Source organism: Arthrobacter sp. UYCu723 (genome assembly GCF_054059215.1).
In genome coordinates, this window is the sequence record NZ_JBSSBW010000001.1 from 4,069,753 (window position 1) to 4,090,546 (window position 20,794).

A 20,794-nucleotide genomic window follows, 5' to 3' on the forward strand; every position below is an offset into this window, starting at 1 on the left:
TTCGAAGCTGCAGGCGATGACGCCCTTGGTGACGACGAGGTGGTTAATGAGCTGTAGTCCACATATCCTTCCTCGTCCCCTCGGGCGGCTCGGGGTCCAGCGCGGCCGCGTCCGGGATCCAGCAGATGGACCCGATTCCCGGACCTGGGCACGATATCGGCGGATCCGGTTTTGTCAGTTCAAGCGTGATTACTAGGTGAGTTGTGGATCACAAAATGAATGGAATTCATTTAGTATGGGGTCTGCACCAACACCTACGCAAGGGGGAAACCAACATTATTCATATAGTGGGTATCCGGTTAGCTCAGGTTGTGCTTTTCGATCCCGGACCGTGGGCGACGATTTGGCGATAGGTGGCTGGCGCCTGCTGTGCGCCGAGACCGAGCAGGGATTGGAAGGCCGCCATGGGTGTGCTGCGCCGGTTGTAGCGGAACGTTAACTCGTCGAGGTACACCTGCAGGTGTTCATTGCCCAGGGAGCGGTGGGTTCCCCGCAGCCATGTCTTGAAGTTGCTGATGGCGCGCGGTGCACGCGGGGAAGGACAGGGTCGGGGTCGCCGGCTCTTTTGGCGGCCCGCTGGGATCGCGGGCGGTGGTCGTAGCCTTTGTTCCTCAACGGGACGTACCCCATCCAGCCGTCGGTGTGCACGATGGCGCCGGGAGCCACAGTGTCTGTCACGAAAGTGCCCAACGTGTCGCCGGACGCGTTGGGGATCACCTTCATCCGGACGCGTCCGGAGCCCTGACCACGCACCTCCACCGCCACGACTATCTGCGCGGCCCGGGCCGTGAGATTTCTGCCGCCGCGCCGGCCCACCTCCGGGCCGCCGACTTCGCATTCGTCCACCTCTACCTCGCCGGTCAGCAGGGTGCGTTCGGGGTTGACCATGGCGCGGCGCAGTTTGTGGAGCATGGTCCAGGCCGTCTCGTAGCGGCTGAGTCCGAGCTGGCGCTGCAGCTGCCTGGCCGAGATCCCCGGAGTTCCCGTCGTCATCAGGTAGGCCGCCCAGAACCACAAATGCAGTGCAGTGTGGGTCTTGTGGAGCACGGTACCGGCTGTCAGCGAAACCTGGTAACGGCATGCGGCGCATTCCCACAGCCCCCGCGCCGCCACGGGCCAGGCGGACTCCCCCTTGCACCGGGGACACGAATAGCCATCCGGCCAGCGGCACTCAAACAGATAGCCCAGGCAAGCCTGCTCGTCGCCGAATCTCGCCTGGAACTCCAGAATCGTCTTCGGAAAGTCCGGTCTCGACATTTACGCAGTCTACCTGAGCTAACCGGATACCCACTATTCATATTTTGCGGGGAAGGTCCCGGCTCCGCCTGCCCCGAAGCCGGATGGCCTGGGAGTTCAGGACGTGGTCTTCAGACCGAGATGAGTTCCCTATAGCCGCCACTGACGGCACGGCCCCTATTCCCTGTGAAATGGCGGCAACAGCCAGATGGATGGCGCCCGCCGGCAGCCGGGAGGGGCTCGACGGTTGGCGGAGCGCCATGTGCTTCGAGGAGATGGTCGTGCTGGCCCTGTAGCGGCTGCGCCCCGGCGCCCACCCGGCCGACGGTCCGCCGCGGCCGCGTCTGGGCCTCTGTAGGTGTCTTACCCACGGAGGCCGAGGTGTATTGCGATCGGGGCTGGTCGCGGCTGCCCACCGGGCCCTTCGATTAGCTGGCCGTTTCTTTAGGGGCAGTCCTAAGTCCGTACAGGTCAGAGAGGTGACTGATTTCCCATGAATGGCCAGGCCCGTGTGTTGGTCCTTGCCGTAGCGGTGCAGTCCGCCGAGGTCGTAGCTGGCGGCGTAGGCGCCGCGGGTCCATTCCTCCGAGCCCCAGTCGGATTCGTAGTAGGGGGCGCTTCAGAAAACGGAAAAAAATACCACGCTAAGCCTTGGAAGGTGATCGTAGGGGCCTGAATTTGCCCGTGCCGATCCTGGCGCTGCTGCGCCAGGTGTAGTCGCCGGTGAGGTTGATGTGTTCCCAACCCAGTGGTGACAGGTATTGCAGGAGCGCGTCGTGGGATTCCGGGTCCTGGTCGCGTCGCGCGTTTGCGGCTCGTTCGAGGTAGACGGTGTTCCAGAGCACGATGGCGGCGGTGAGGAGATTGAGGCCACTGGCGCGATAGCGTTGCTGCTCGAATCCACGGTCCCGGATTTCGCCGAGCCGGTTGAAGAACACGGCCCTGGCGAGGGCGTTACGTGCCTCGCCCTTGTTGAGCCCGGCGTTTACCCGGCGCCGGAGTTCGACGCTTTGGAGCCAGTCCAGGATGAACAGGGTGCGTTCGATCCGGCCCAGCTCGCGCAGAGCCACCGCCAGGCCGTTCTGGCGGGGGTAGCTGCCGAGCTTGCGCAGCATCAGTGAGGCCGTCACGGTGCCTTGTTTAATCGAGGTGGATAGCCGCAGGATCTCGTCCCAATGGGCGCGGATGGCCTTGGTATTGAGGGCGCCACCAATCAGGGGCTTGAGTGCGCCGTAGGGGGTGTCCCCTTTGGGGATGTACAGCTTGGTCTCGCCCAGGTCGCGGATCCGGGGTGCGAAGCGGAATCCCAGCAGATGCATCAGGCCGAAGACATGATCGGTGAACCCGTTCGTGTCGGTGTAGTGCTCCTCGATGCGCAGATCCGACTCGTGATACAGCAGGCCATCCAGAACATAGGTTGAGTCGCGGACGCCGACGTTGACGACCTTGGCGCTGAAGGGAGAGTACTGGTCCGAGACGTGGGTGTAGAACATCCGCCCGGGATCCGTGCCGTACTTGGGGTTGACGTGGCCGGTGCTTTGGGCCCTGCCGCCGGCCTTGAACCGCTGGCCGTCGGATGACGAGGTGGTCCCGTCGCCCCAGTTCCCGGCGAGAGGTTGCCGGAATTGGGCGTTGACCAGTTCGGCCAGGGCGGTTGAGTAGGTTTCGTCGCGGATGTGCCAGGCCTGCAGCCAGGACAGTTTGGCGTAGGTCGTGCCGGGGCAGGACTCGGCCATCTTGGTCAGCCCGAGGTTGATGCCGTCGGCCAGGATCGTTGTCAGCAGGAGTTTCTTGTCCTTCGCGCTGTCGCCGGTCTTCAGGTGCGTGAAGTGGCGGGTGAACCCGGTCCATTCGTCGACCTCCATGAGCATTTCGGTGATCTTGACGTGCGGCAGCTGCATCGCCGTCTGATCAATCAGTGTTTGCGCCGCGTCGGGGACGGCCGCGTCGAGCGGGGTGATCTTCAACCCGGACCCGGTGATGATGGCGTCGGGCAGGTCGTTGGCTGCGGCCATCCGGTTGACCACCGCCAACTGCTGCTCCAGCAGCGAAAGCCGGCCGCGCAGGTACTGGTCGCAATCGGTGGCCACGGCCAACGGCAAGCCGCCGGACGCCTTCAGATCGCTGAACACCCCCGCCGGGACCAGGTATTCCTCGAAGTCCTTGAACTGGCGCGAGCCCTGCACCCAGACATCGCCCGAGCGCAGCGCATTCTTCAACTCCGACAGCGCACACAGCTCGTAATACCGCCGGTCGACCCCGCCTTCGGTGAAGACCAGTTTTGCCCAGCGCGGCTTGACGAATCCCCGTGGCGCATCGTCCGGCACCTTACGGGCGCTATCCGCGTTCATGGTACGCAGCACCTCGATGGCCTTGAGCATATCCTTGGCGGCCGGTGCCGCCCGGAACTTGAGCACGGCCAGGAATTCGGGGGCATAGCGGCGCAGCGTGGCGTAGCTTTCGCCCACGCGGTGCAGGAAGTCGAAGTCCCCGGGCCGGGCAAGCTTTTGCGCCTCGGTCACGCTGGTCGTGAAGGCATCCCACGACAGGACGGACTCGATGGCAGCGAAGGGGTCGGTGCCGCCCCCTTGGCTTCCAGCAGCGCCTTGCCGATGCTCCCGTACAGGCGCACCTTGTCGTTGATCGCCTTGCCGGACGCCTGGAATTGTTGCTGGTGCCGGTTTTTGGCGGTGTTGAACATCTTGCCGATGATGCGGTCGTGCAGGTCGATGATTTCATCGGTGACGGTGGCCGTGCTTTCTACGGCCACCGCGACCAGAGTCGCGTAGCGGCGCTGCGGCTCGAACTTGGCCAGATCAGCCGGCGTCATCTGCCCGCCCTCGCGGGCGATCTTGAGCAGACGGTTCTGATGGACCTGGCGTTCGATGCCGGCGGGCAGCTCCAGCGCCTGCCAGGCTTTGAGTCGCTCAATATGTTCGAGCATGTGCCGCGAGTTCGGTTTGACCGGCGGCTGGCGCAACCAGGCAAGCCGGGTGGACTTGCCTTCCTCCCTGCGCTTGAGCAGACCATCCAACCGGTGTTTGTGATCAGCTGAAAGGTCACCGGTCAATGCCGCGTAGATGCGCCGGTTGGCTTTGGTGATCGCCTCGGCACAAACCCGCTCGATGACATCCACTGCCGGGACGACGATGCGCTGGCGGCGCAGGCTTTCCACCAGGGCGCCGGCCAGCACGATGCCTTTGTCCGTTTGCAACGCCAGCTCAACCAGCTCATGGACCGCCGCCCGGTACTGGCTCAGTCCGAATAGTTTGAATCCGAAACCCGTTTGCAGCTCGATGAGATGCTCGTGCCGGGTCTGTTCGCGCCGGCCGTACTCGTCCCAGCTCTCGACCGGAACGCCGAGCTGCGCGGCCACCATGGCCAACACCGGTGGGTCCGGTGTTTGGTCGGTGCCAAGGATGGTGCCGGGAAATCGCAGGTAGCAAAGTTGGATGGCAAAGCCCAACCGATTCTCCGGCTTGCGACGCTGGCGAATGAGGGCCAGATCGGCGTCATTGAGGGTGTAGTGCCGGATCAGCTCTTCCTGGCCCTCGGGCAGGGCGAGCAGGGTGTGCCGCTCGGCGGCGGACAGGATTGAACGACGGGGCATCGGTCCTCCTTCTGAAATCCTGGGTTCTCGATAAGCCCGGCCATGCCACCCATCGGACACGGAGAATCAAGTCATTCACATTTGCCACTGGTAGCCCGCGTCGACGGTTTTCCCGGCGTCCGGACTGCGGTTCCGGGGCCGCACGCGCGGGCTCCTCCGGCGTTGTTTTGAACGTCGGACGGTCTGGGCATCTGCGCCGATGGCTCTGGGGCCGACGGGATCGAGGCAGTCGTGGATGGAGGTCTGGCCTTCCCAGTTCCATGCCGGTCCCTCTCAGTCCTTCAGCCGGACGTTGGCTTGCTGGTGCCGGTACAGGGTGGCCCGGCTCCAGCCGACGAGTTGGGCGGCCTGTTGTGCGGTTTTTCCCTCGGCACGGGCCGCGGCGACGATCCGGAGCTTTTCGGCGGTGAGGGCGGGGTCGGTCACGGGGCGGCCGAAGATGGTCCCGGCGGCGCGGGCGGCGGTGATGCCGGCATTGACGCGTTCGACGATGAGTTCGCGTTCGTACTCGGCCAAGGTGGCGAGCATGTTCAGCATCAGGCGCCCCGTGGTTGTTTCCGGGTCAATGCCGTCGGCGATCGAGCGGACCATGATTCCCTTGTGCCGGAGCCCGTTGACGGTGTTCAGGACATCGAGCAGGGATCGGCCGAGCCGGTCGATGCGCCATACCACGATCGTGTCACCGCTTTGGGCGTAGCCCAGGAGCCTCTGCATCCCGGGGCGGCTCGTGGCCTCCTTACTTCCGGAGGTCACATCGGAGTAGATGTCCCGGGCCTGGACGCCTGCCGCGGTGAGGGAGTCACGTTGGAGCTGGTCGTCCTGGCCGGCGGTGCTGATCCGGGTGTATCCGAGAAGTGCCATGACCGTAGTCTGCCCCATAAACCCCTAAGAAAGTACCTGAGACACGCTATGCTATGAGACGACTTGTCGAGACATTGCCGTTCCGTGCCGCAGTGCGAAAGTGCCCTGTCTTCCTGGGGTCGGATCGGATGTCTCAACAAGTAAAAGCTTTGCAAGACACTCCACCGATGTGCCATTGCTCGGCAACGGCCGTCGAGCCTACCCGCCCAGCCCTCGTCGTCGTCAGGACAGTGCCCAGGCCCAAGAGCTTGTGTTGGGGCCGGAACGCAGGAGAGCGCGTCCAGCAGCGTCGCCAGCGTGACGCCCGGGTCCATTCTCACCAGCCAGCTGCCCCAGCCGGCCAACAAGGGTCTGGATGGGCGAAGACGTCATGACGGAACGCCTGTTGAAAGGCGATTTTGAACGATCACCTGTTTACCGGGGGTTCCCCTGCATTAAGAGCACTTGCACCGGGCATGCCGGCATCCGCACCACAACCCCGCACACGACTTTGCACCAGCCCTGGGTGCCGAGTCGGGGCAGGGCTTAGCGTGCGATTTTTTCCGTTTCCAGTAAGCGCCCCCTGAAGGGCCCAGCGGTGGACCTGATTCAAGCCGCCACAGCGGACCGGATGAGATTGACATAGACACAGCATCGGGTTGGTTGACTGTTCCTGATGCGCCGTCAAGGGCACCGACGCGGCACTCCATGAAACGCATCTGTCCCACCGATGGCGGTTCTCAGGCGCTTCGCTGTGCCGCTACCGTCCCGGATCGATAAGGTCTCACACCTGCCTGTGAGCCGCCGCGCAGCAGGGCCGTCACCGGCCGGGCGCTGCCGCCCGGGGATAGTCACCGGGCCCGGCAATGCTGGGGGCCGCGCCCGGTGACCAGACCCGAAGTGCGCGGACACCGTGCAACATCAGGACGGGGCAAGTCTGGTCGAAACTCCTTGTGAAAACCCCGGACGTGGACCCCACCCGCGGGCAATGCACGGACCCCACGCCGGGGTCAAGAGGGTCGTCCGCTGCGCGGCGGGCTGTGGGTGGCCGCGTCGGCAGGACTCCTCCGGTCGCGGTCGTTGTCTGCTCCCAGCAAGGTTTGAAGGACGTGCCGCCGTTCACCGTATGCGGTTACGAGCGTTCAGGCGATGAGTCCGGGGCCAATCAACGCCCGGACTTCCTCGCTCCGGTTCCTCAAGCGCCGACGCACCGTTGACGGAAAGCCCGCCTCAAGCCGCTCAAGGGCCGTTACTGGCTCGCCGGGGGTTCCTCGGGGCCGTCTTCGGCTTCGGTCTTGTGGCGGGCCTCCTGCTGATGCTCCTCAAGCTTCTGTTCCGCATCCCGGCGACGCTGGCCCACGGTGCGCATCCCCTGGGTGGGCGGCGCTGCCTGATGTTCTCTGCTTGCCGGCGCCCGGTCATTCCTTCCCGCTCCATCAGTGGCGGGGGGCGCCGGACCATTGTTTTCACTTTCGCTCATGCAGGCATGGTCCCACGATGCAGCCACAGGGAAAAGCGGCGCTCAACGCAGAAGGTTGATGCGGGGATGTCCAGTGCAGGGAATAACAGCACTCCTATGGTTCGGCGCGTGAAACGATGTACTTTATGGAGAGTCCAGGGACGTTGGACGCGCACCGCCTTGACGGCGAACAGCCTTCCCAGGCGGACATCGATCTGTACCGCGTGCTCAGCGCGGACATCTCCGCCGGCGTCGCTGTGGTTTCCACATCCCTGCGCAGGCGCGACTACGCGGCAACGGTGACTGCTTTTCTCTCCGTCTCCTATGACCCTCCTACGATGCTGGTCAGCCTCTACGCGGGCTCACGCATCGGCGAAGCGGTCGCCGCGACGGGTACATGGGCGTTGAGTCTGCTGCGCAGCAGGCACCAAGGCGCGGCGGACTGGCTGGCCAGTCCAGGGACCCCGGTTGAGGGCCTGCTGGCCCGGGTCCCGTACCGCCGTGGCCCGGCCACCGGATCGGTGATCCTTGACGGATCGATCGCGTACTTCGAGCTGAGAACGGTTGCCATCCATCCGGCGGCTACACATCTGCTCGTCGTAGGAGAGGTAGTGGCGTTGGGCGGTGACGCTCCGGGGTCGGAGGTACCGGACCCGCTCATACATTTTGCCTCCGCCTACCACCGCCTGGCGCTTTAGAAGCTGCCCGCCCGGATGTCCCAACCCGGTACGTTGGTGACGCGTTTGGTGGGTGAGGCGCCTTTGAGTGCCGTGTGGGGCCTGTGGTGATTGTAGTGCTGGATGAAGTCCTCGCTTGGGGGGCGGTGCCGAATCCACAGTTACAGCAGCGTCCAGTGGTGACATCCCGTCGTCGTGGCAGGCGGCGCCGACGAGGGAACCGTTGCTACCTGCCGGCCGCATCCCGCCGGCGGATGCTCCGGGAGGTTCCTGCCGTGTTTTAGCCGCTTTTTCCTTCAGGGGCGCAGCGTTTTGAGGGCGACGGCCCACGCGATGACCTGGTCGAAGACCGGTCCCAGGCCCTGCACCGCCAGGGGCGACGGGGTGAACGTGGTGTAGTTTTCGAACTCCGTGGCCAGTGGCAGGGAGACCTGGGCGCGGACATCGGCCATCTGCACTTCGGCGGCGATCTGCCGCAGATGTTCCACCGCCCGGGTCCCGCCGGCGCTGCCGTAGCTGACGAAACCGACGGCTTTGTTGTTCCACTCCCGGTACAGGTAATCGATGGCGTTCTTCAGTGCCCCCGGCACGGAGTGGTTGTATTCGCCGGTGACGATGATGTATCCGTCGAAGGAGGCGATGATCTGCGCCCATGCCTTCGTATGCTCGTTCCGGTACTGCCCGCGGGAGGGCGGGAGCGGTTCATCCAGCAGCGGTAGAGAGAAGTCAGCCACATCGACAAGTTCGAACTGTGCATCAGAACGCTTCTTCGCCTGCTCATAGACCCAGTCCGCGACCGCTTTCCCGACCCTGCCCGGGCGGGTGCTTCCCAGCACGATGGCTATCCTCACCATGGCACCTCATCTCCCCTGCTTCCACGGCAACCTGTGCCCGTTAAAACACTGTGGGAAGGGCGCTTCTTCCCCTGAGACGGTCGCTGGAGCCATCACCGGACCCGGCGGACTGCACAGCACGTTTGCGGTGTCTCAGATACTGGGAAGGGGAACGTCAGGAGATGAAGCGAGGAAACGTCCGAAATCGCCCAGAAAGGTGTTCCTAAAGCCCGGTTCAAGAGTCCGACCCGATTCATGTCTCCAGAGATAGCTGCCGAGGCGATGAAGTCGATCATGCCCGGCTGTCCGTCGGCTTTCGTTGGCCATTAGTCGCAGTTCGAATTGGCCGACTCTCAGAGGGTGCTTTCACCGTCGGCCCTGACGAGACTCGGCATGGAATCACGTCGAGACGTTCGACGGCCGGGTCCGACGGTGCGCGGCGGAGCCGGTCCTTGGCCGGCGGGTTCTGTTCTTCTCCGTGGTGAAGGTGGCGGGTCCGCGCGTGCGGGTGCTGGGGGCGTGCCGGCCCCTGTCGGAAGCCTTTGGCCACTGGCGCAGTTCCACCGCGCGGCTTAGCCTGAAGTGAAAGGCACCCCGGGAGAGGCGGCAGCCGTGTCCACGCACCGTCAGCGGGTACGCCCGTCAAGGCAGGGGGCCCGGCTGCGCGTGCGGCGGCGCGGCCATTGGGGAAAGGACCCGGTGGAGGACCTGCGCGAATGCTGCCGCGCTTCCACGGCCATTGACAAGGCCCTTGGCGAGACGATCCATGCGGCTGTCGCCGCTGGAACCCCGTGGCGTGACATCGGCCGGGTTCTTGGAGTAGCCGAGGCTGCCGGGTCCAAGCAGGACGTCATCGATGCTCTAGCGGAGAGCAAGCGCGAGCTGTGGCACCGGTTCCGGGGGGCAGGCCGGTCAGATGCGTGAAATGCCGCGGCACCCGCATTGGCCGGGTTCACCATGAGGAGGATGTCGTGAAAGCTGTCCAGTTCGCCGAGTACGGAGGTCCGGAGGTCCTCAAGGTCGTCGAGGTTGAGGAGCCGCATGCCGGGCCCGGCCAGATCCGCATAGCCGTCCGGGCGGCCGGCGTGAACCCGATCGACTGGAAGACCCGCAGCGGGGCCCTGGCGGCCATGATGCCCATGAGGCTTCCCTCGGGGGTGGGGATGGACGCATCGGGCGTCGTGGACGAGGTCGGTGAGGGTGTTGGTGGCGTCGTCATCGGCGACGCGGTGTTCGGCACCGCGGTTTCGGGTGCCGCCGCTGATTACGCCGTGCTGGCGGAATGGGCGCGGAAGCCCGGCGGCCTGTCCTTTGAAGAGGCTGCGGGTTTCCCGATGGCCACTGAAACGGCGCGGCGGGCGCTGAACCTGCTGCCCATGAGTCCGGGACAGACACTGGTTGTCAATGGTGCCGCCGGCGGGGTGGGTCTGGCCGCGGCGGAGTGACCGTGATCGGTACCGCCAGCGACAAGAACCACGAGTACCTGCGGTCACTCGGGGTGATCTCGACGACTTACGGCGGGGGTCTCGTGGACCGTGTGCGCGAGCTCGCCCCGCAGGGTGTCGATGTCGCCTTGGACACGGTCGGCTCCGGCGTGCTGCTGGACCTTACTCGGCTCACGGGCAGTGCCGATAAGGTCATCACCATCGCCGACAGTGATGCCGCCCGGTACGGTGTAGGGTTCGCTTCCGGCGGCGTGGGCCGCGCGCCGGAAGCACGTGCCGAAGCCGCGGAGCTGTTCGCGCGGGGAAAGTTCAGGCCGCCGGTCGCGGAGACGTTCACGCTGGAAAACATCGCGGCCGCCCACGCGAAAAGCGAACAGGGACACGGGCTCGGGAAGTACATCGTGAGGGTCAGCTGAGCCTCGGACCTGGCAGCAGCCGTGATGTACCGCTGCTGCGGCCTGTTCCTGAGGCAGCCGGTTCAGTGTCCGTGACCCGGCCGGAACCAGCCGGAACATCGAATGCGATCCGCGGGGAAATGAGGAACCAATGCGCCGTTACCGGGGGAACCGCGGTTCCGTGGCCGACCGGGCACCGTGGGTGTGAAGCCACCGGACGAGGTCGGCGGCACCGTTGCGCCGCGCCGCGTCCAGAGGCGTCAGCTCTTCCCGCGCCGGTATCCGGTTCAGGTCGGCCCCCCGGCCATGAAGGTAAATCGCGGCATTGAACTGCCCGCCGTGGCAGGCGTACCAGAACGCGGCATTGAGCTCTTCCGGCGACGGCGGCGCCGCGTCGGGGAAGCCCTCGAGGATGCGGGATCGTAGTCCCGTAGCCGCCGCCTGCCACAGCGTCGTGCGTGCACCGCGGTCGATCAGGTGCCGGGCCGCCTGCCACTGCCCGAAGCCGATGGCATCCGCCAGTGGTGTGCCGTCTCCGAACACCGCTCCCGGGGCTTCAATGTCCGCGCCGGCGTCCAGCAGGGCGTCGAGGGCCTCGACATCGTTGCTGCTCGCGGCCCAGTGCAGCGGGGTCTCGGCGTACGGCCCGGTGCACGGGGCGCTGACGTCAGCCCCGGCTTCGGCGAGTATCGTGACAGTCTCGGCACTGTGGGGGTAGTGGCCCGGGAGGTCGGTGGCCACATGCAGGAGTGTGCGTGCCACCCCGTGCGGGTCTCCGGTGCCAAATCTGGCGCCGGCCAGGGCGGGGTTCTCACGCAACAGCCGCCTCACCGTCAGCGGGTCGCCGGTGTGGATCGCCCGGACCATGGCATCAGCGGGCGGACCCGCAATATCAATCATCGCAACGCCTCTTTCTTCAACTGCATGCACTATCAGCCCGGCACCGGTGGAGGCACTCACCACGTGGCCGGGGACCGGCGTCGGCTGAGGGGAGCTGTCAGGAATCCGGGGCATCCGCCGGTCGTCAGACCGCAGTGCCGGCCCCCGGCCGGACTCGACCGGGTGGCTGTTCAGCAGTCCCTGTCCCGCGAATGCCGGGGAACAGGGTCCGGTAACTCCCGCGGGAGCGCTGCGTAACAGTCAACGGAGGGAACGCCGCACACGCGGCGACGAAGCAATTGTCCCCGGCTCACGGACTGACGCTCACCCGGTCCCGCCGGGGCGGCGCTGGCCACGTTTCTCGTGGAAAGTAGCGCGTGCCGATCCATGAATGTCCGCGACGATGTGGCGCGTTAAGCGGATCAAGGCCGTAAGCACATTATACGCTTTCGGTGCGGTACCGATCGTGGCTGTTACCTATCGATCCCGGGCCCGTCGGCTTGTTCCTGTCCGGCCCTGGACCGAATAAACTGCCGGTCCTCGTCGGAGAGTTCGAGCTGCCCGTGCTGATCCTCGCCAAGGTTCCCGTGAATGACCGTATTGATGGCGTGGACCACGGTCCGGGGCAGAGTAACGCACCCGGGGTTCTCCACCAGCCACTGCCGGGTGCTGGAATCGAGCTGATCCCACCACTGCTCCATTGAACCCATGGTCCGTTCCGTCCTGTCCGTGGTTGAGCCTCAGACGTACCATTGCCAGCCGGGAGGCGTCCATGCCGGCGGGACTGTGTGGCTGCTGAACCGGCCGCATTTGCCGCAGGTGTAGCTGACGGTGGCCGGCAGCGGCCGGCCGTCGGGCAACACCCGGGGTGGGACAAATACGTCAAAGATCAGAAGCCTGTCCGTGCCGCAGGCGGTGCAGTACGGCGCAGCCAGGTCCGGGGTCGGACCGGCTTCGGTTGTGCGGTGTCCCCGGCCGCGCGGTTGAGTCACGGTCACAGTGTTGCCACCTTCGTTGGTGCCGGTGCCGGGGCCGGTCCGCGTGCGGGTATGCGTGCTGCGTTCCGGCCGTTGCCGTTGCCTCTGGCTATGTCCCGTGGTCATCGTCGAACCACGCAACCAATGCGGCGGGAGAATGCCGTGTTCCCGCCGTTCGAGTCACTGCGTGTCAGCGCCCCTGGGGGCAGGTATCCAGCCTATCCCGGACGCCTGGGCATCGGAAGGGCGTACGGGGCAGGCTGCACCTTTTGACTGTCCGGTGCGGGACAGCGGGGAAAATGTGGTGCGGGGGCCATCCACGTCCGGCTGCGGGGTCGGTCGGGCGCGTCGTTCCACGGGAACCGGCCAGACGGTTTCAGGCGGCGGTTCTGTTGGCTGGAAATAGACGGTTCTTCCGCGTATGTTGGTTGGGGACGCGCTGTGGCGCGTTTCACATTTTCGTTCATTGAACAACTGATTGAGTTGCCAGACCGGCGGGGAAGGAACGCAGCGTGGCGTTCCGGCCCCGGGAGACAGCTTGTTGAACGTGGGCTTGTGTGCCCGCCTCCAGGAGGACCGCAATGACCGGAACTTTCGAACTCTTCGTTGACGAGGATTTTGGCTATAGGTTCACGCTGAAAGCCCCCGACGGAACCGTGATGGCCCTCTCCAGGTCGTTCCCGGACAAGCGGGCTGCCGTGAGCGGCATCAGTGCGGTGCGCGAGTATGCGGGAATGGGCCTGATCACGGACCTCTGTCCGAAACCGTCTGCCCAGCAGCAGGAATCCCGGCCCGCAGCTCCCGGCACCGGACAAATCGTCCGGCCTTCCCCGAACAGCCATTCCACCGCCAGGCTGCGGCGTGCCACGGCACCGGTTCACCCTTGTGATCCGCCGATTCCCCGCCGCGCAGTGGCCGCACGCGGAGCCTGAACGGGGTTGCCTGAACGCCAGGACCGGACCCGCGGACACCTGACACCGCTGCGGGCGTCGTCGTCTCACTCCAAGGATCCGGAACACCGTGTATTGACGGTCGACGGCCTCATTGACGGGTAGCACAGTCGTGGCGGTCAGGGCTTCCACGGTTTCCAACCGGCGGGCGCGGGAGTCTGTGTCGGTTGCCGCATTCACCCGTGCGTTGAGCTCGGCGATAGTGATGATGCAGATATAACCCTCCTCCGCCAGGTTATTTCGGTCGAGCGGGCGCCCGGATTCCAGAGCGATGAAAACGCTGGTGTCCAGGATCGCCCGGATCATCGGATAGGGCCGAAATCGTCGGCCGTGTCGCCGGCGAGTGGTCCTAGGTCGTCAGGCAGCTTTGGGTTGCCGCCGTGATGAACTTCGTCGTAATCGGCCTCGTCTCCGTGACAACGCGGCCGCCGCATGAGGAGTTTCCCCACTGGCGACTGGCCTCGAATCCCCGGCCCCCGTCGATCCCTGGCCCTATGCTGGTGCAATGACGCAGACGTCGATCAGCTCCGCCGCAGCACTGGCCGAAATGCTGGCCTCCACCGGCTACCTCGCCGATGAAGGCCTGGCCACGATCGGCTACCTCGCCCTGAGCATGGAACGCCCGCTGCTGCTCGAGGGGGAACCCGGTACCGGCAAGACCTCCCTGGCCGAGGCCCTCGCGCAGGCCCTTGGGCTGCCGCTGATTCGGCTGCAGTGTTACGAGGGAATCGATGCCACGCAGGCGCTGTACGACTGGGACTTCACCGCTCAAATTCTGCATCTGCGCAGCGTGGAGGCCGGCGGTGGCGCGGGGTTGAGCGTGGCCGAGCTGGAGCACTCGCTCTACGACAAGCGATTCCTGCTTGCGCGGCCGATCCTGAAGGCGCTGCAGCAGAGCCCTGCCGTGCTGCTGATCGACGAAATCGACCGTGCCGACGACGAGTTCGAGGCATTCCTCTTGGAAGTGCTCTCCACCTACCAGGTCTCCATCCCCGAGTTCGGCACGGTCAAGGCAGACACCGCGCCGATTGTCGTGCTCACCTCCAACCGGACCCGTGACGTCCACGATGCACTCAAACGGCGATGCCTCTATCACTGGATTGACCACCCGGGGCTGGCCCGCGAGGTGGAGATCGTGCGCACGCGGCTGCCGGAAGTCCCCCCGCTGCTGGCCGAGCAGGTGGTGCGCGTGGTCCAGCAGATCCGGGCTTCCGACGACGTACTCAAGCCTCCCGGCGTGGCCGAAACTCTGGATTGGGCCCGGGCTCTGCACCAGCTCGGCCGGGCCGAGCTCGACCTGGCCTCGGCCGCGGCGAGCATCGGCGCGCTTTGCAAGTACCGTGAAGACACCGAGCGGGTATCGGCAGCCCTGGCCCGGATGCTCGGCTGACTGATGGCGGCCGTGGAGCACAGCGCCGAGGAGATCCTCCTGGCATTTGCCGCTGCGGTGCGGTCGGCCGGGGTGAGGGTGACCGCGGACCGGGCGCGCAGCTTCGTCGATGCCGTAGGCAGGCTCGCCCTGGACCGCCGCGCCAGCGTTTTCTGGGCCGGCCGGGCAACTCTGTGCGCCTCGCCGGACGACTTGCCGACCTATCAGCGGACCTTTGAGGCCTGGTTCTCGGTGGAGCATTCCTCCGCCACCCGCGACTCGCCGTCCGCAACGTCCGTCAGCGAGGCCTCTTTGGACGACGACGGCGGCCGGCAGGACGGCCGGAACCAACTGAGGGCGCTTGCCAGCCGCCGGGAGCGGCTGAGGCACCGGGACGTGGCGACGCTGGATGACACCGAGCGGGCGCTGCTGCACCGGATGTTCGAGGAGCTGCCGGTGCGGTTGCCGACCCGGCAGACCCGGCGCAAACGCCCGGACCGGCACGGCGACGTCGATCGGGTGCGGACCCTGCGCGACCAGCTGCGCCGCGGCGGGGAACCGGGTCCGCTGCGCCGTGCCCGGGCGCCGCGCAAACCACGCCGGGTTGTCTGGCTGATCGATGTTTCGGGCTCGATGGCACCCTATGCGGACAGCCTGCTGCGGCTCGCCCACCGGGTAGTCGAGGCCGCCCCGCATCAGGTGGAGGTCTTCACGCTGGGCACGCGGCTGACCCGGGTGACCGGCGCTCTGCGCGTGCCGGACCCCGAAAAAGCCCTTGCCCTCGCGGGCCGCGCCGTACCCGACTGGTCGGGCGGAACCCGGCTGGGGGAAGTGTTGCGGGCCTTCAACGACCGCTGGGGCCAGCGCGTGGTGGCACGCGGCGCCGTCGTCGTCATTGCCAGCGACGGTTGGGAGCGGGGCGACCCCGCCCTACTGGGACGCCAGACCGAGCGGCTGCATCACGTGGCGAGGCGCATTATTTGGTCGAACCCGCATCGGGGCAAAGTGGGATACGAGCCCATACAGCGGGGAATTACGGCGGTGCTGCCGCACGTTGACTTCTTTATTGGGGGGCACTCAATGAAAAGTTTCGAGGAATTGTTGGACGTGCTTGCCAATGCGTGAGGTCTTGGATGATCTGGTTACCGCGATACGGGCCGGCCACACCGTGGGACTGGGTACGGTGGTGCGTACCTTCCGGTCCGCGCCGCGGCCGGCGGGGGCAGCAATGATGGTCGACGCCGACGGCCGCGCGGTCGGGTCGGTGTCCGGCGGCTGTGTCGAAGGTGCGCTCTACGAGTTGGCCACCGAGGTCGCCCACGACGGCCGGCCGGTGCTGCAGCGGTACGGCATCACCGACGACGATGCGTTCGAGGTCGGCCTGACCTGCGGGGGGATCCTGGACGTCTTCGTCGAACCGGTCTCGACCGAGACCTTCCCGCAGTTGCCGCAGGTGGCCGACGACGTCGGCGCCGGCCGGCCGGTGGCCGTGGTCACCGTGATCGAACACCCGGATCCGGCCTGGCTCGGCCGACACTTGGTGGTCCGCCCGGACGGATTCAGCGGCTCCCTGGGCAGCGACCGCGCCGACCACGCGGTCTGCGACGACGTGCAGGGCCTGCTGGCTGCCGGCCGCAATGCCACCCTTAGCTATGGGCCGGCCGGCCAGCGGCGAGGCGAGGGGATGCGCGTGTTCGCGGTCAGTTTCGCCCCGCAGCCGCGGATGCTGGTGTTCGGCGCGATCGACTTTGCTGCCGCCGTCGCCAAACAGGGCAGCTTTCTCGGCTACCGGGTCACGGTCTGTGACGCGCGTCCGGTATTCGCAACGGCTGCGCGTTTCCCTCAGGCGGACGAGGTGGTGGTGGAATGGCCGCACCGCTACCTGCAGGCGCAGATCGGCGCCGGCCACGTGGATGACCGCACGGTGATCTGCGTGCTCACCCATGATCCGAAATTCGACGTGCCGCTGCTTGAGGTGGCGCTGCGCCACAACGTGGCCTACGTGGGGGCGATGGGGTCCCGGCGCACCCACCACGACCGGCTGGAGCGGCTGCGCGAGGCTGGCCTGACCGAGGCCGAATTGTCCAAACTTTCCAGCCCCATCGGTCTGGACCTGGGGTCCCGGACGCCCGAGGAGACGGCCGTCTCGATCGCCGCCGAAATCATTGCGCTGCACTGGGGCGGGGAAGGCGGACGATTGAGCAGCATGGACGCGCGGATCCACCACGAGCCCATGGCAGACGCCGACCACGAGGACGCAGGGTAGGAACTTAGAAATCCCTGACCCGCAACCCTTCGGCTTGATGTAACCTGTGACACATCAAGACTGGAAGCCGGGCAGCCGTGCCCGTCCTCCCAGCGAGAGGAGATCTCAATGGCGAGTTCCAAAATGATCACCGTCGAAGTCGACAATGTGAGCTATACCGACGACGTCGAGCCGCGGCTGCTGCTGGTTCAATACCTGCGCGAACGGCTAGGGAAGACCGGCACATTGATTGGCTGCGACACCAGCAACTGCGGCGCCTGCACCGTCCATCTGGACGGCGTCAGCGTGAAGTCCTGCACCATGTTCGCTGTCCAGGCCGATGGCCACCGGGTCACCACCATCGAAGGCTTGGCCCGGGACGGGAAACTCGCCCCGCTGCAGCGGGCCTTCCACCAATGCCATGCGCTGCAATGCGGCTTCTGCACGCCGGGCATGATCATGCAGTCGGCGTCCCTGCTGGAAGAAAACCCTCACCCGTCCGAACAGGAAATCCGGGACGGTCTGGAGGGGAACCTGTGCCGGTGCACCGGGTACCAGAACATTGTTGCCGCGGTCCGGGCCGTCGCCGAGGGCACCGTGTCCTCGGACAGCGACGAAACGGAAACGGCAGGTGTGGCATGACCACCGCCGAAGTCGGCAGGGCCCGCCTCCGCAAGGAAGATGCCCATCTGATCACCGGGCGCTCCAGATACACCGACAACATCACGCTGCCCGGCATGCTGCATCTGGCGATGGTGCGCAGTCCGTTCGCCCACGCGAAGATCACCTCGGTCGACGTCGCCGCCGCGAAGTCTTCCCCCGGCGTCGTTGCGGTGCTCACCGGAGCCGACGTGGCCGCCGAGCAGGGCAGCCTGCCCAACGCGTGGCCGATTACGCCCGACCAAAAGGCCCCCGCGCACCCCGCGATCGCCGTGGATGAGGTTGCCTTCGCCGGCGAGGTGGTTGCCTGCATCATCGCCCGCAGCGCCGCCGCCGCCCGCGACGCTGTCGAGCTGGTCGACGTCAACTACGAAGAGCTGCCCGTTGTCCTGGATCTGGAGGAAGCGGCGAAGGACCAGGTGCTGGCCCACCCGGGCCTGGGCACCAACAAATCGGCCACGTGGGTCTTTGACTCGGGCGAGGCCGGCACCGGCAAACCGATCGCTGAGGCGCTGGAGGGCGCCGAGGTCCTCATCGAACGCACGTTCTACCAGCAGCGGCTCATCCCGTCCTTCATGGAGCCCCGCTCCACCGTGGTGGACCCCACCGGTGAACAGATCATTGTGTGGTCGGCCACCCAGGTGCCGCACATTCTGCGGCTGATGCTGGCGCTGACCCTGGCCATCCCGGAAAGCAAGGTGCGCGTGATCGCCCCCGACGTGGGTGGCGGCTTCGGCGGAAAATTGCAGGTGACCCCAGAGGAGGCCATCACCGTGCTGGCGGCCCGGCACACCGGCAAGCCGTGCAAATACACCGAGACCCGCAGCGAATCCCTGATGGCGGCCCACCACGGCCGGGCCCAGGTACAGCGGCTGAAGCTCTCGGCCACCAAGGAGGGGATCGTCACAGGACTGGACGTTAACCTGCTGGCGGACATGGGAGCCTATCTGGGCCTGGTCACCTCCGGCATCCCGATCCTGGGCGCCTTCATGTACAACTCGATCTACAAGTTCCCGGCCTACCGGTTCGAATGCACGAATCTGTTCACCAACAAGGCGTGGACCGACGCATATCGCGGTGCCGGGCGTCCGGAAGCCACTTTTGCGATCGAGCGGATGATGGACGAACTCGCCGCCGAACTGGGGCTGGACCCGCTGGAGCTGCGGGAAAGGAACTGGATCAAACACGAGGAATTCCCGTTCACCACCGTTGCCGGGCTCGAATACGACAGCGGCAACTATGAGGCGGCCACCGCGAAGGCGCTGGAGCTCTTCGGCTACGATGCGCTCCGGGCTGAGCAGGCCCGGCGCCGCGAAACGAACGACACAGTCCAGCTTGGCATCGGCATCTCCACCTTCACCGAAATGTGCGGCCTGGCGCCGTCCCGGGTGCTCGGTGCGCTCAATTACGGCGCCGGCGGCTGGGAGCACGCCCAGGTGCGCGTGCTCCCCACCGGCAACATCGAGGTGGTCACCGGGTCCTCCTCCCACGGCCAGGGCCACGAAACCGCGTGGAGCCAGCTCGTGGCGGACAAGCTCGGCGTGCCGTTCGAGAACGTCGAAGTGCTGCACGGCGACACGCAGATCTCCCAGCGGGGCCTGGATACCTACGGATCCAGGTCGCTGACAGTCGGCGGCATGGCGGTGCTGGCCGCTGCGGACAAGGTGATCGAGAAGGCCAAGGTCGTGGCCGCTCACCTCATGGAGGCCAGCGAAGACGACATCGAGTTCGCCGATGGCAGGTTCAGCGTGAAGGGCACCGATCAGTCGACGGCGCTGGGCGAAATCGCGCTGGCGACTTTTTCGGCACACAACCTGCCGGACGGGTTTGAGCCGAACCTGGATTCCGACGCGACCTTCGACCCGCAGAATTTCTCCTTCCCGCACGGCACCCATCTGGCGGCCATTGAGGTGGACACCGAGACCGGACGGGTCGCGATCCGCAAGTACGTCTGCGTGGACGACGTCGGGGTTGTGGTCAATCCGCTGATTGTGGAGGGCCAGGTGCACGGCGGTCTGGCACAGGGAATCGCGCAGGCCCTCTATGAAGAGGCTGTGTACGACGACGCCGGCACCTTGGTCACGGGCTCGTTTGTGGACTATCTGGTTCCCGGCGCACCCGACCTGCCGCACTACACCACGGCGCGCACCGAGACGCCCTCGACCACCAACCAGCTGGGAGCCAAGGGAGTCGGGGAGGCGGGTACCATCGCCTCGACGCCCGCCATCGTCAACGGCGTGCTGGACGCGGTGCGGCACATGGGCGTGAAGGACATCAGGATGCCCTGTTCGCCGTCCCGCGTGTGGGCCGCACTTGAAGAAGCCAAGACGACCGGAGGTGTCCAATGATTCCGAGCGCATTCGACTACGCCGCGCCCAATACCGTCGCGGAGGCGCTGGGCCTGCTGGCCTCGGCTGGCGACGACGTGAAGCTGCTGGCCGGGGGCCAAAGCCTGATCCCGGTGATGAAGCTGCGACTGGCCGACCCGCAGATGGTGATCGACCTGGGCCGGATTGAAGGGCTGGCCGGGGTGCGCGAGGACGGAGATGCCCTGCTGATCGGCGCCATGACCACACACCACCAGGTGGCCACCGACCCGCTTGTCGCCACCCATGTGCCGTTGCTGGCAAAGGCCGCGGCAACGGTGGCGGATCCGCAGGTCCGCCACCGCGGCACCTTCGGCGGCGCCCTGGTGCACGCAGACCCGGCGGGCGACCTGCCCGCACCCGTGCTGGCAGCCGACGCGACCTTCATCCTGGCCGGACCGGACGGGGAACGCCGGGTGGCAGCGGCGGACTTCTTCCTGGGCTACTTCACCACCGCCGTAGCCGAGGGCGAGATCCTCACCCACGTGCGGGTGCCGAAGTACACCGGCTGGGGTGCGCACTACGAGAAGTTCACCCGGGTGGCCCAGCAGTGGTCCATCGTCGCCGTGGCCGCTATGGTCCGGGTGGAGGGCGGCACCATCGCCGAGGCCCGGATCGGGTTGACCAACATGGCCAGCACACCGGTGCGGGCCACCGCCGTCGAGCAGGCGCTGGCGGGGGCTCCGTTGACGCGGGACGCGATCGCCGCCGCCAGCGCACACGCAGCCGAGGGGACCGATCCGGCCAGTGATCTCAATGGCGACGCAGCCTACCGGCGCCACCTGGCGGAGGTTTTGACCAGGCGGGCGGTCGTCACGGCCGCTGGGCTCTAGCGGACACGGCGAGAGGAAGA

Annotated in this window: 15 protein-coding genes and 4 pseudogenes; 10 read left to right on the top strand and 9 right to left on the bottom strand. The window is 66.1% G+C overall.

Annotated features, from left to right (window positions below; translation table 11 throughout):
- Positions 1-304: 304 nt before the first annotated feature.
- The 4 genes and pseudogenes from ACVWZ8_RS18985 to ACVWZ8_RS19000 form a co-directional block, all read right to left on the bottom strand.
- Positions 305-1,257, bottom strand: a pseudogene (locus tag ACVWZ8_RS18985) (IS1595 family transposase).
- A 623-nt stretch (positions 1,258-1,880) separates the two neighbouring features.
- Positions 1,881-4,846, bottom strand: a pseudogene (locus ACVWZ8_RS18990) (Tn3 family transposase).
- Between the two features lie 273 nt (positions 4,847-5,119).
- Entirely contained in the window at positions 5,120-5,707 is a 588-nt protein-coding gene (locus tag ACVWZ8_RS18995) for a recombinase family protein (protein ID WP_456505479.1), read from the bottom strand.
- A 1,228-nt stretch (positions 5,708-6,935) separates the two neighbouring features.
- Positions 6,936-7,166: a hypothetical protein gene (locus tag ACVWZ8_RS19000; protein ID WP_456505480.1), complete on the bottom strand. Its 231-nt coding sequence runs from the start codon at positions 7,164-7,166 to the stop codon at positions 6,936-6,938.
- Between the two features lie 125 nt (positions 7,167-7,291).
- On the opposite strand from ACVWZ8_RS19000, the gene ACVWZ8_RS19005 reads away from it, so the two are divergent.
- The gene (locus ACVWZ8_RS19005; RefSeq protein WP_456505481.1) at positions 7,292-7,843 is read left to right on the top strand and encodes a flavin reductase family protein; all 552 of its coding nucleotides are present in this window, start codon (positions 7,292-7,294) and stop codon (positions 7,841-7,843) included.
- A 275-nt stretch (positions 7,844-8,118) separates the two neighbouring features.
- Here the strand turns inward: ACVWZ8_RS19005 and ACVWZ8_RS19010 are convergent, their stop codons facing one another.
- Entirely contained in the window at positions 8,119-8,676 is a 558-nt protein-coding gene (locus tag ACVWZ8_RS19010) for an NADPH-dependent FMN reductase (RefSeq protein ID WP_456505482.1), read from the bottom strand.
- A 591-nt stretch (positions 8,677-9,267) separates the two neighbouring features.
- On the opposite strand from ACVWZ8_RS19010, the gene ACVWZ8_RS19015 reads away from it, so the two are divergent.
- Positions 9,268-9,579, top strand: a complete 312-nt coding sequence (locus tag ACVWZ8_RS19015; RefSeq protein ID WP_456505483.1) for a hypothetical protein — start codon at positions 9,268-9,270, stop codon at positions 9,577-9,579.
- Between the two features lie 47 nt (positions 9,580-9,626).
- Positions 9,627-10,516, top strand: a pseudogene (locus ACVWZ8_RS19020) (NADP-dependent oxidoreductase).
- Positions 10,517-10,654: 138 nt separating this feature from the next.
- On the opposite strand, the gene ACVWZ8_RS19025 reads toward ACVWZ8_RS19020, so the two are convergent.
- The 3 genes from ACVWZ8_RS19025 to ACVWZ8_RS19035 all read right to left on the bottom strand — a co-directional run bounded on the left by ACVWZ8_RS19025 (position 10,655) and on the right by ACVWZ8_RS19035 (position 12,366).
- Positions 10,655-11,395: an ankyrin repeat domain-containing protein gene (locus ACVWZ8_RS19025; protein WP_426975460.1), complete on the bottom strand. Its 741-nt coding sequence runs from the start codon at positions 11,393-11,395 to the stop codon at positions 10,655-10,657.
- A gap of 452 nt (positions 11,396-11,847) precedes the next feature.
- Positions 11,848-12,084, bottom strand: coding sequence for a hypothetical protein (locus tag ACVWZ8_RS19030; protein ID WP_426975458.1), 237 nt, complete (start codon positions 12,082-12,084; stop codon positions 11,848-11,850).
- Positions 12,085-12,114: 30 nt separating this feature from the next.
- On the bottom strand, positions 12,115-12,366 hold the full coding sequence (locus ACVWZ8_RS19035) for a hypothetical protein (RefSeq protein ID WP_456505484.1): 252 nt from the start codon (positions 12,364-12,366) through the stop codon (positions 12,115-12,117).
- A gap of 566 nt (positions 12,367-12,932) precedes the next feature.
- Between ACVWZ8_RS19035 and ACVWZ8_RS19040 the strand changes: the two genes are divergently transcribed.
- A complete protein-coding gene (locus ACVWZ8_RS19040; protein WP_456505485.1) occupies positions 12,933-13,283 on the top strand; it encodes a YegP family protein in 351 nt (116 codons plus the stop codon).
- A gap of 102 nt (positions 13,284-13,385) precedes the next feature.
- Here the strand turns inward: ACVWZ8_RS19040 and ACVWZ8_RS19045 are convergent.
- A pseudogene (locus tag ACVWZ8_RS19045) lies at positions 13,386-13,607 on the bottom strand (PIN domain-containing protein); the annotation flags it as partial.
- A gap of 199 nt (positions 13,608-13,806) precedes the next feature.
- Between ACVWZ8_RS19045 and ACVWZ8_RS19050 the strand changes: the two are divergent.
- The 6 genes from ACVWZ8_RS19050 (at position 13,807) to ACVWZ8_RS19075 (ending at position 20,774) form a co-directional block, all read left to right on the top strand.
- A complete protein-coding gene (locus ACVWZ8_RS19050; RefSeq protein WP_456505486.1) occupies positions 13,807-14,691 on the top strand; it encodes an AAA family ATPase in 885 nt (294 codons plus the stop codon).
- 3 nt (positions 14,692-14,694) lie between these two features.
- Positions 14,695-15,795, top strand: a complete 1,101-nt coding sequence (locus ACVWZ8_RS19055) for a vWA domain-containing protein (protein WP_456505487.1) — start codon at positions 14,695-14,697, stop codon at positions 15,793-15,795.
- A complete protein-coding gene (locus ACVWZ8_RS19060; RefSeq protein WP_456505979.1) occupies positions 15,788-16,936 on the top strand; it encodes an XdhC family protein in 1,149 nt (382 codons plus the stop codon). Before ACVWZ8_RS19055 ends, ACVWZ8_RS19060 begins: the two co-directional genes overlap by 8 nt.
- Before the next feature lie 108 nt (positions 16,937-17,044).
- A complete protein-coding gene (locus ACVWZ8_RS19065; RefSeq protein ID WP_456505488.1) occupies positions 17,045-17,557 on the top strand; it encodes a (2Fe-2S)-binding protein in 513 nt (170 codons plus the stop codon).
- Positions 17,554-19,923, top strand: coding sequence for a xanthine dehydrogenase family protein molybdopterin-binding subunit (locus ACVWZ8_RS19070; RefSeq protein ID WP_456505489.1), 2,370 nt, complete (start codon positions 17,554-17,556; stop codon positions 19,921-19,923). Before ACVWZ8_RS19065 ends, ACVWZ8_RS19070 begins: the two co-directional genes overlap by 4 nt.
- Positions 19,920-20,774 carry an FAD binding domain-containing protein gene (locus ACVWZ8_RS19075; RefSeq protein WP_456505490.1) on the top strand — a complete coding sequence of 285 codons (855 nt, stop codon included), beginning with the start codon at positions 19,920-19,922 and terminating at the stop codon, positions 20,772-20,774. The genes ACVWZ8_RS19070 and ACVWZ8_RS19075 overlap by 4 nt, the downstream gene beginning before the upstream one ends.
- The last annotated feature ends 20 nt before the right edge of the window (positions 20,775-20,794 follow it).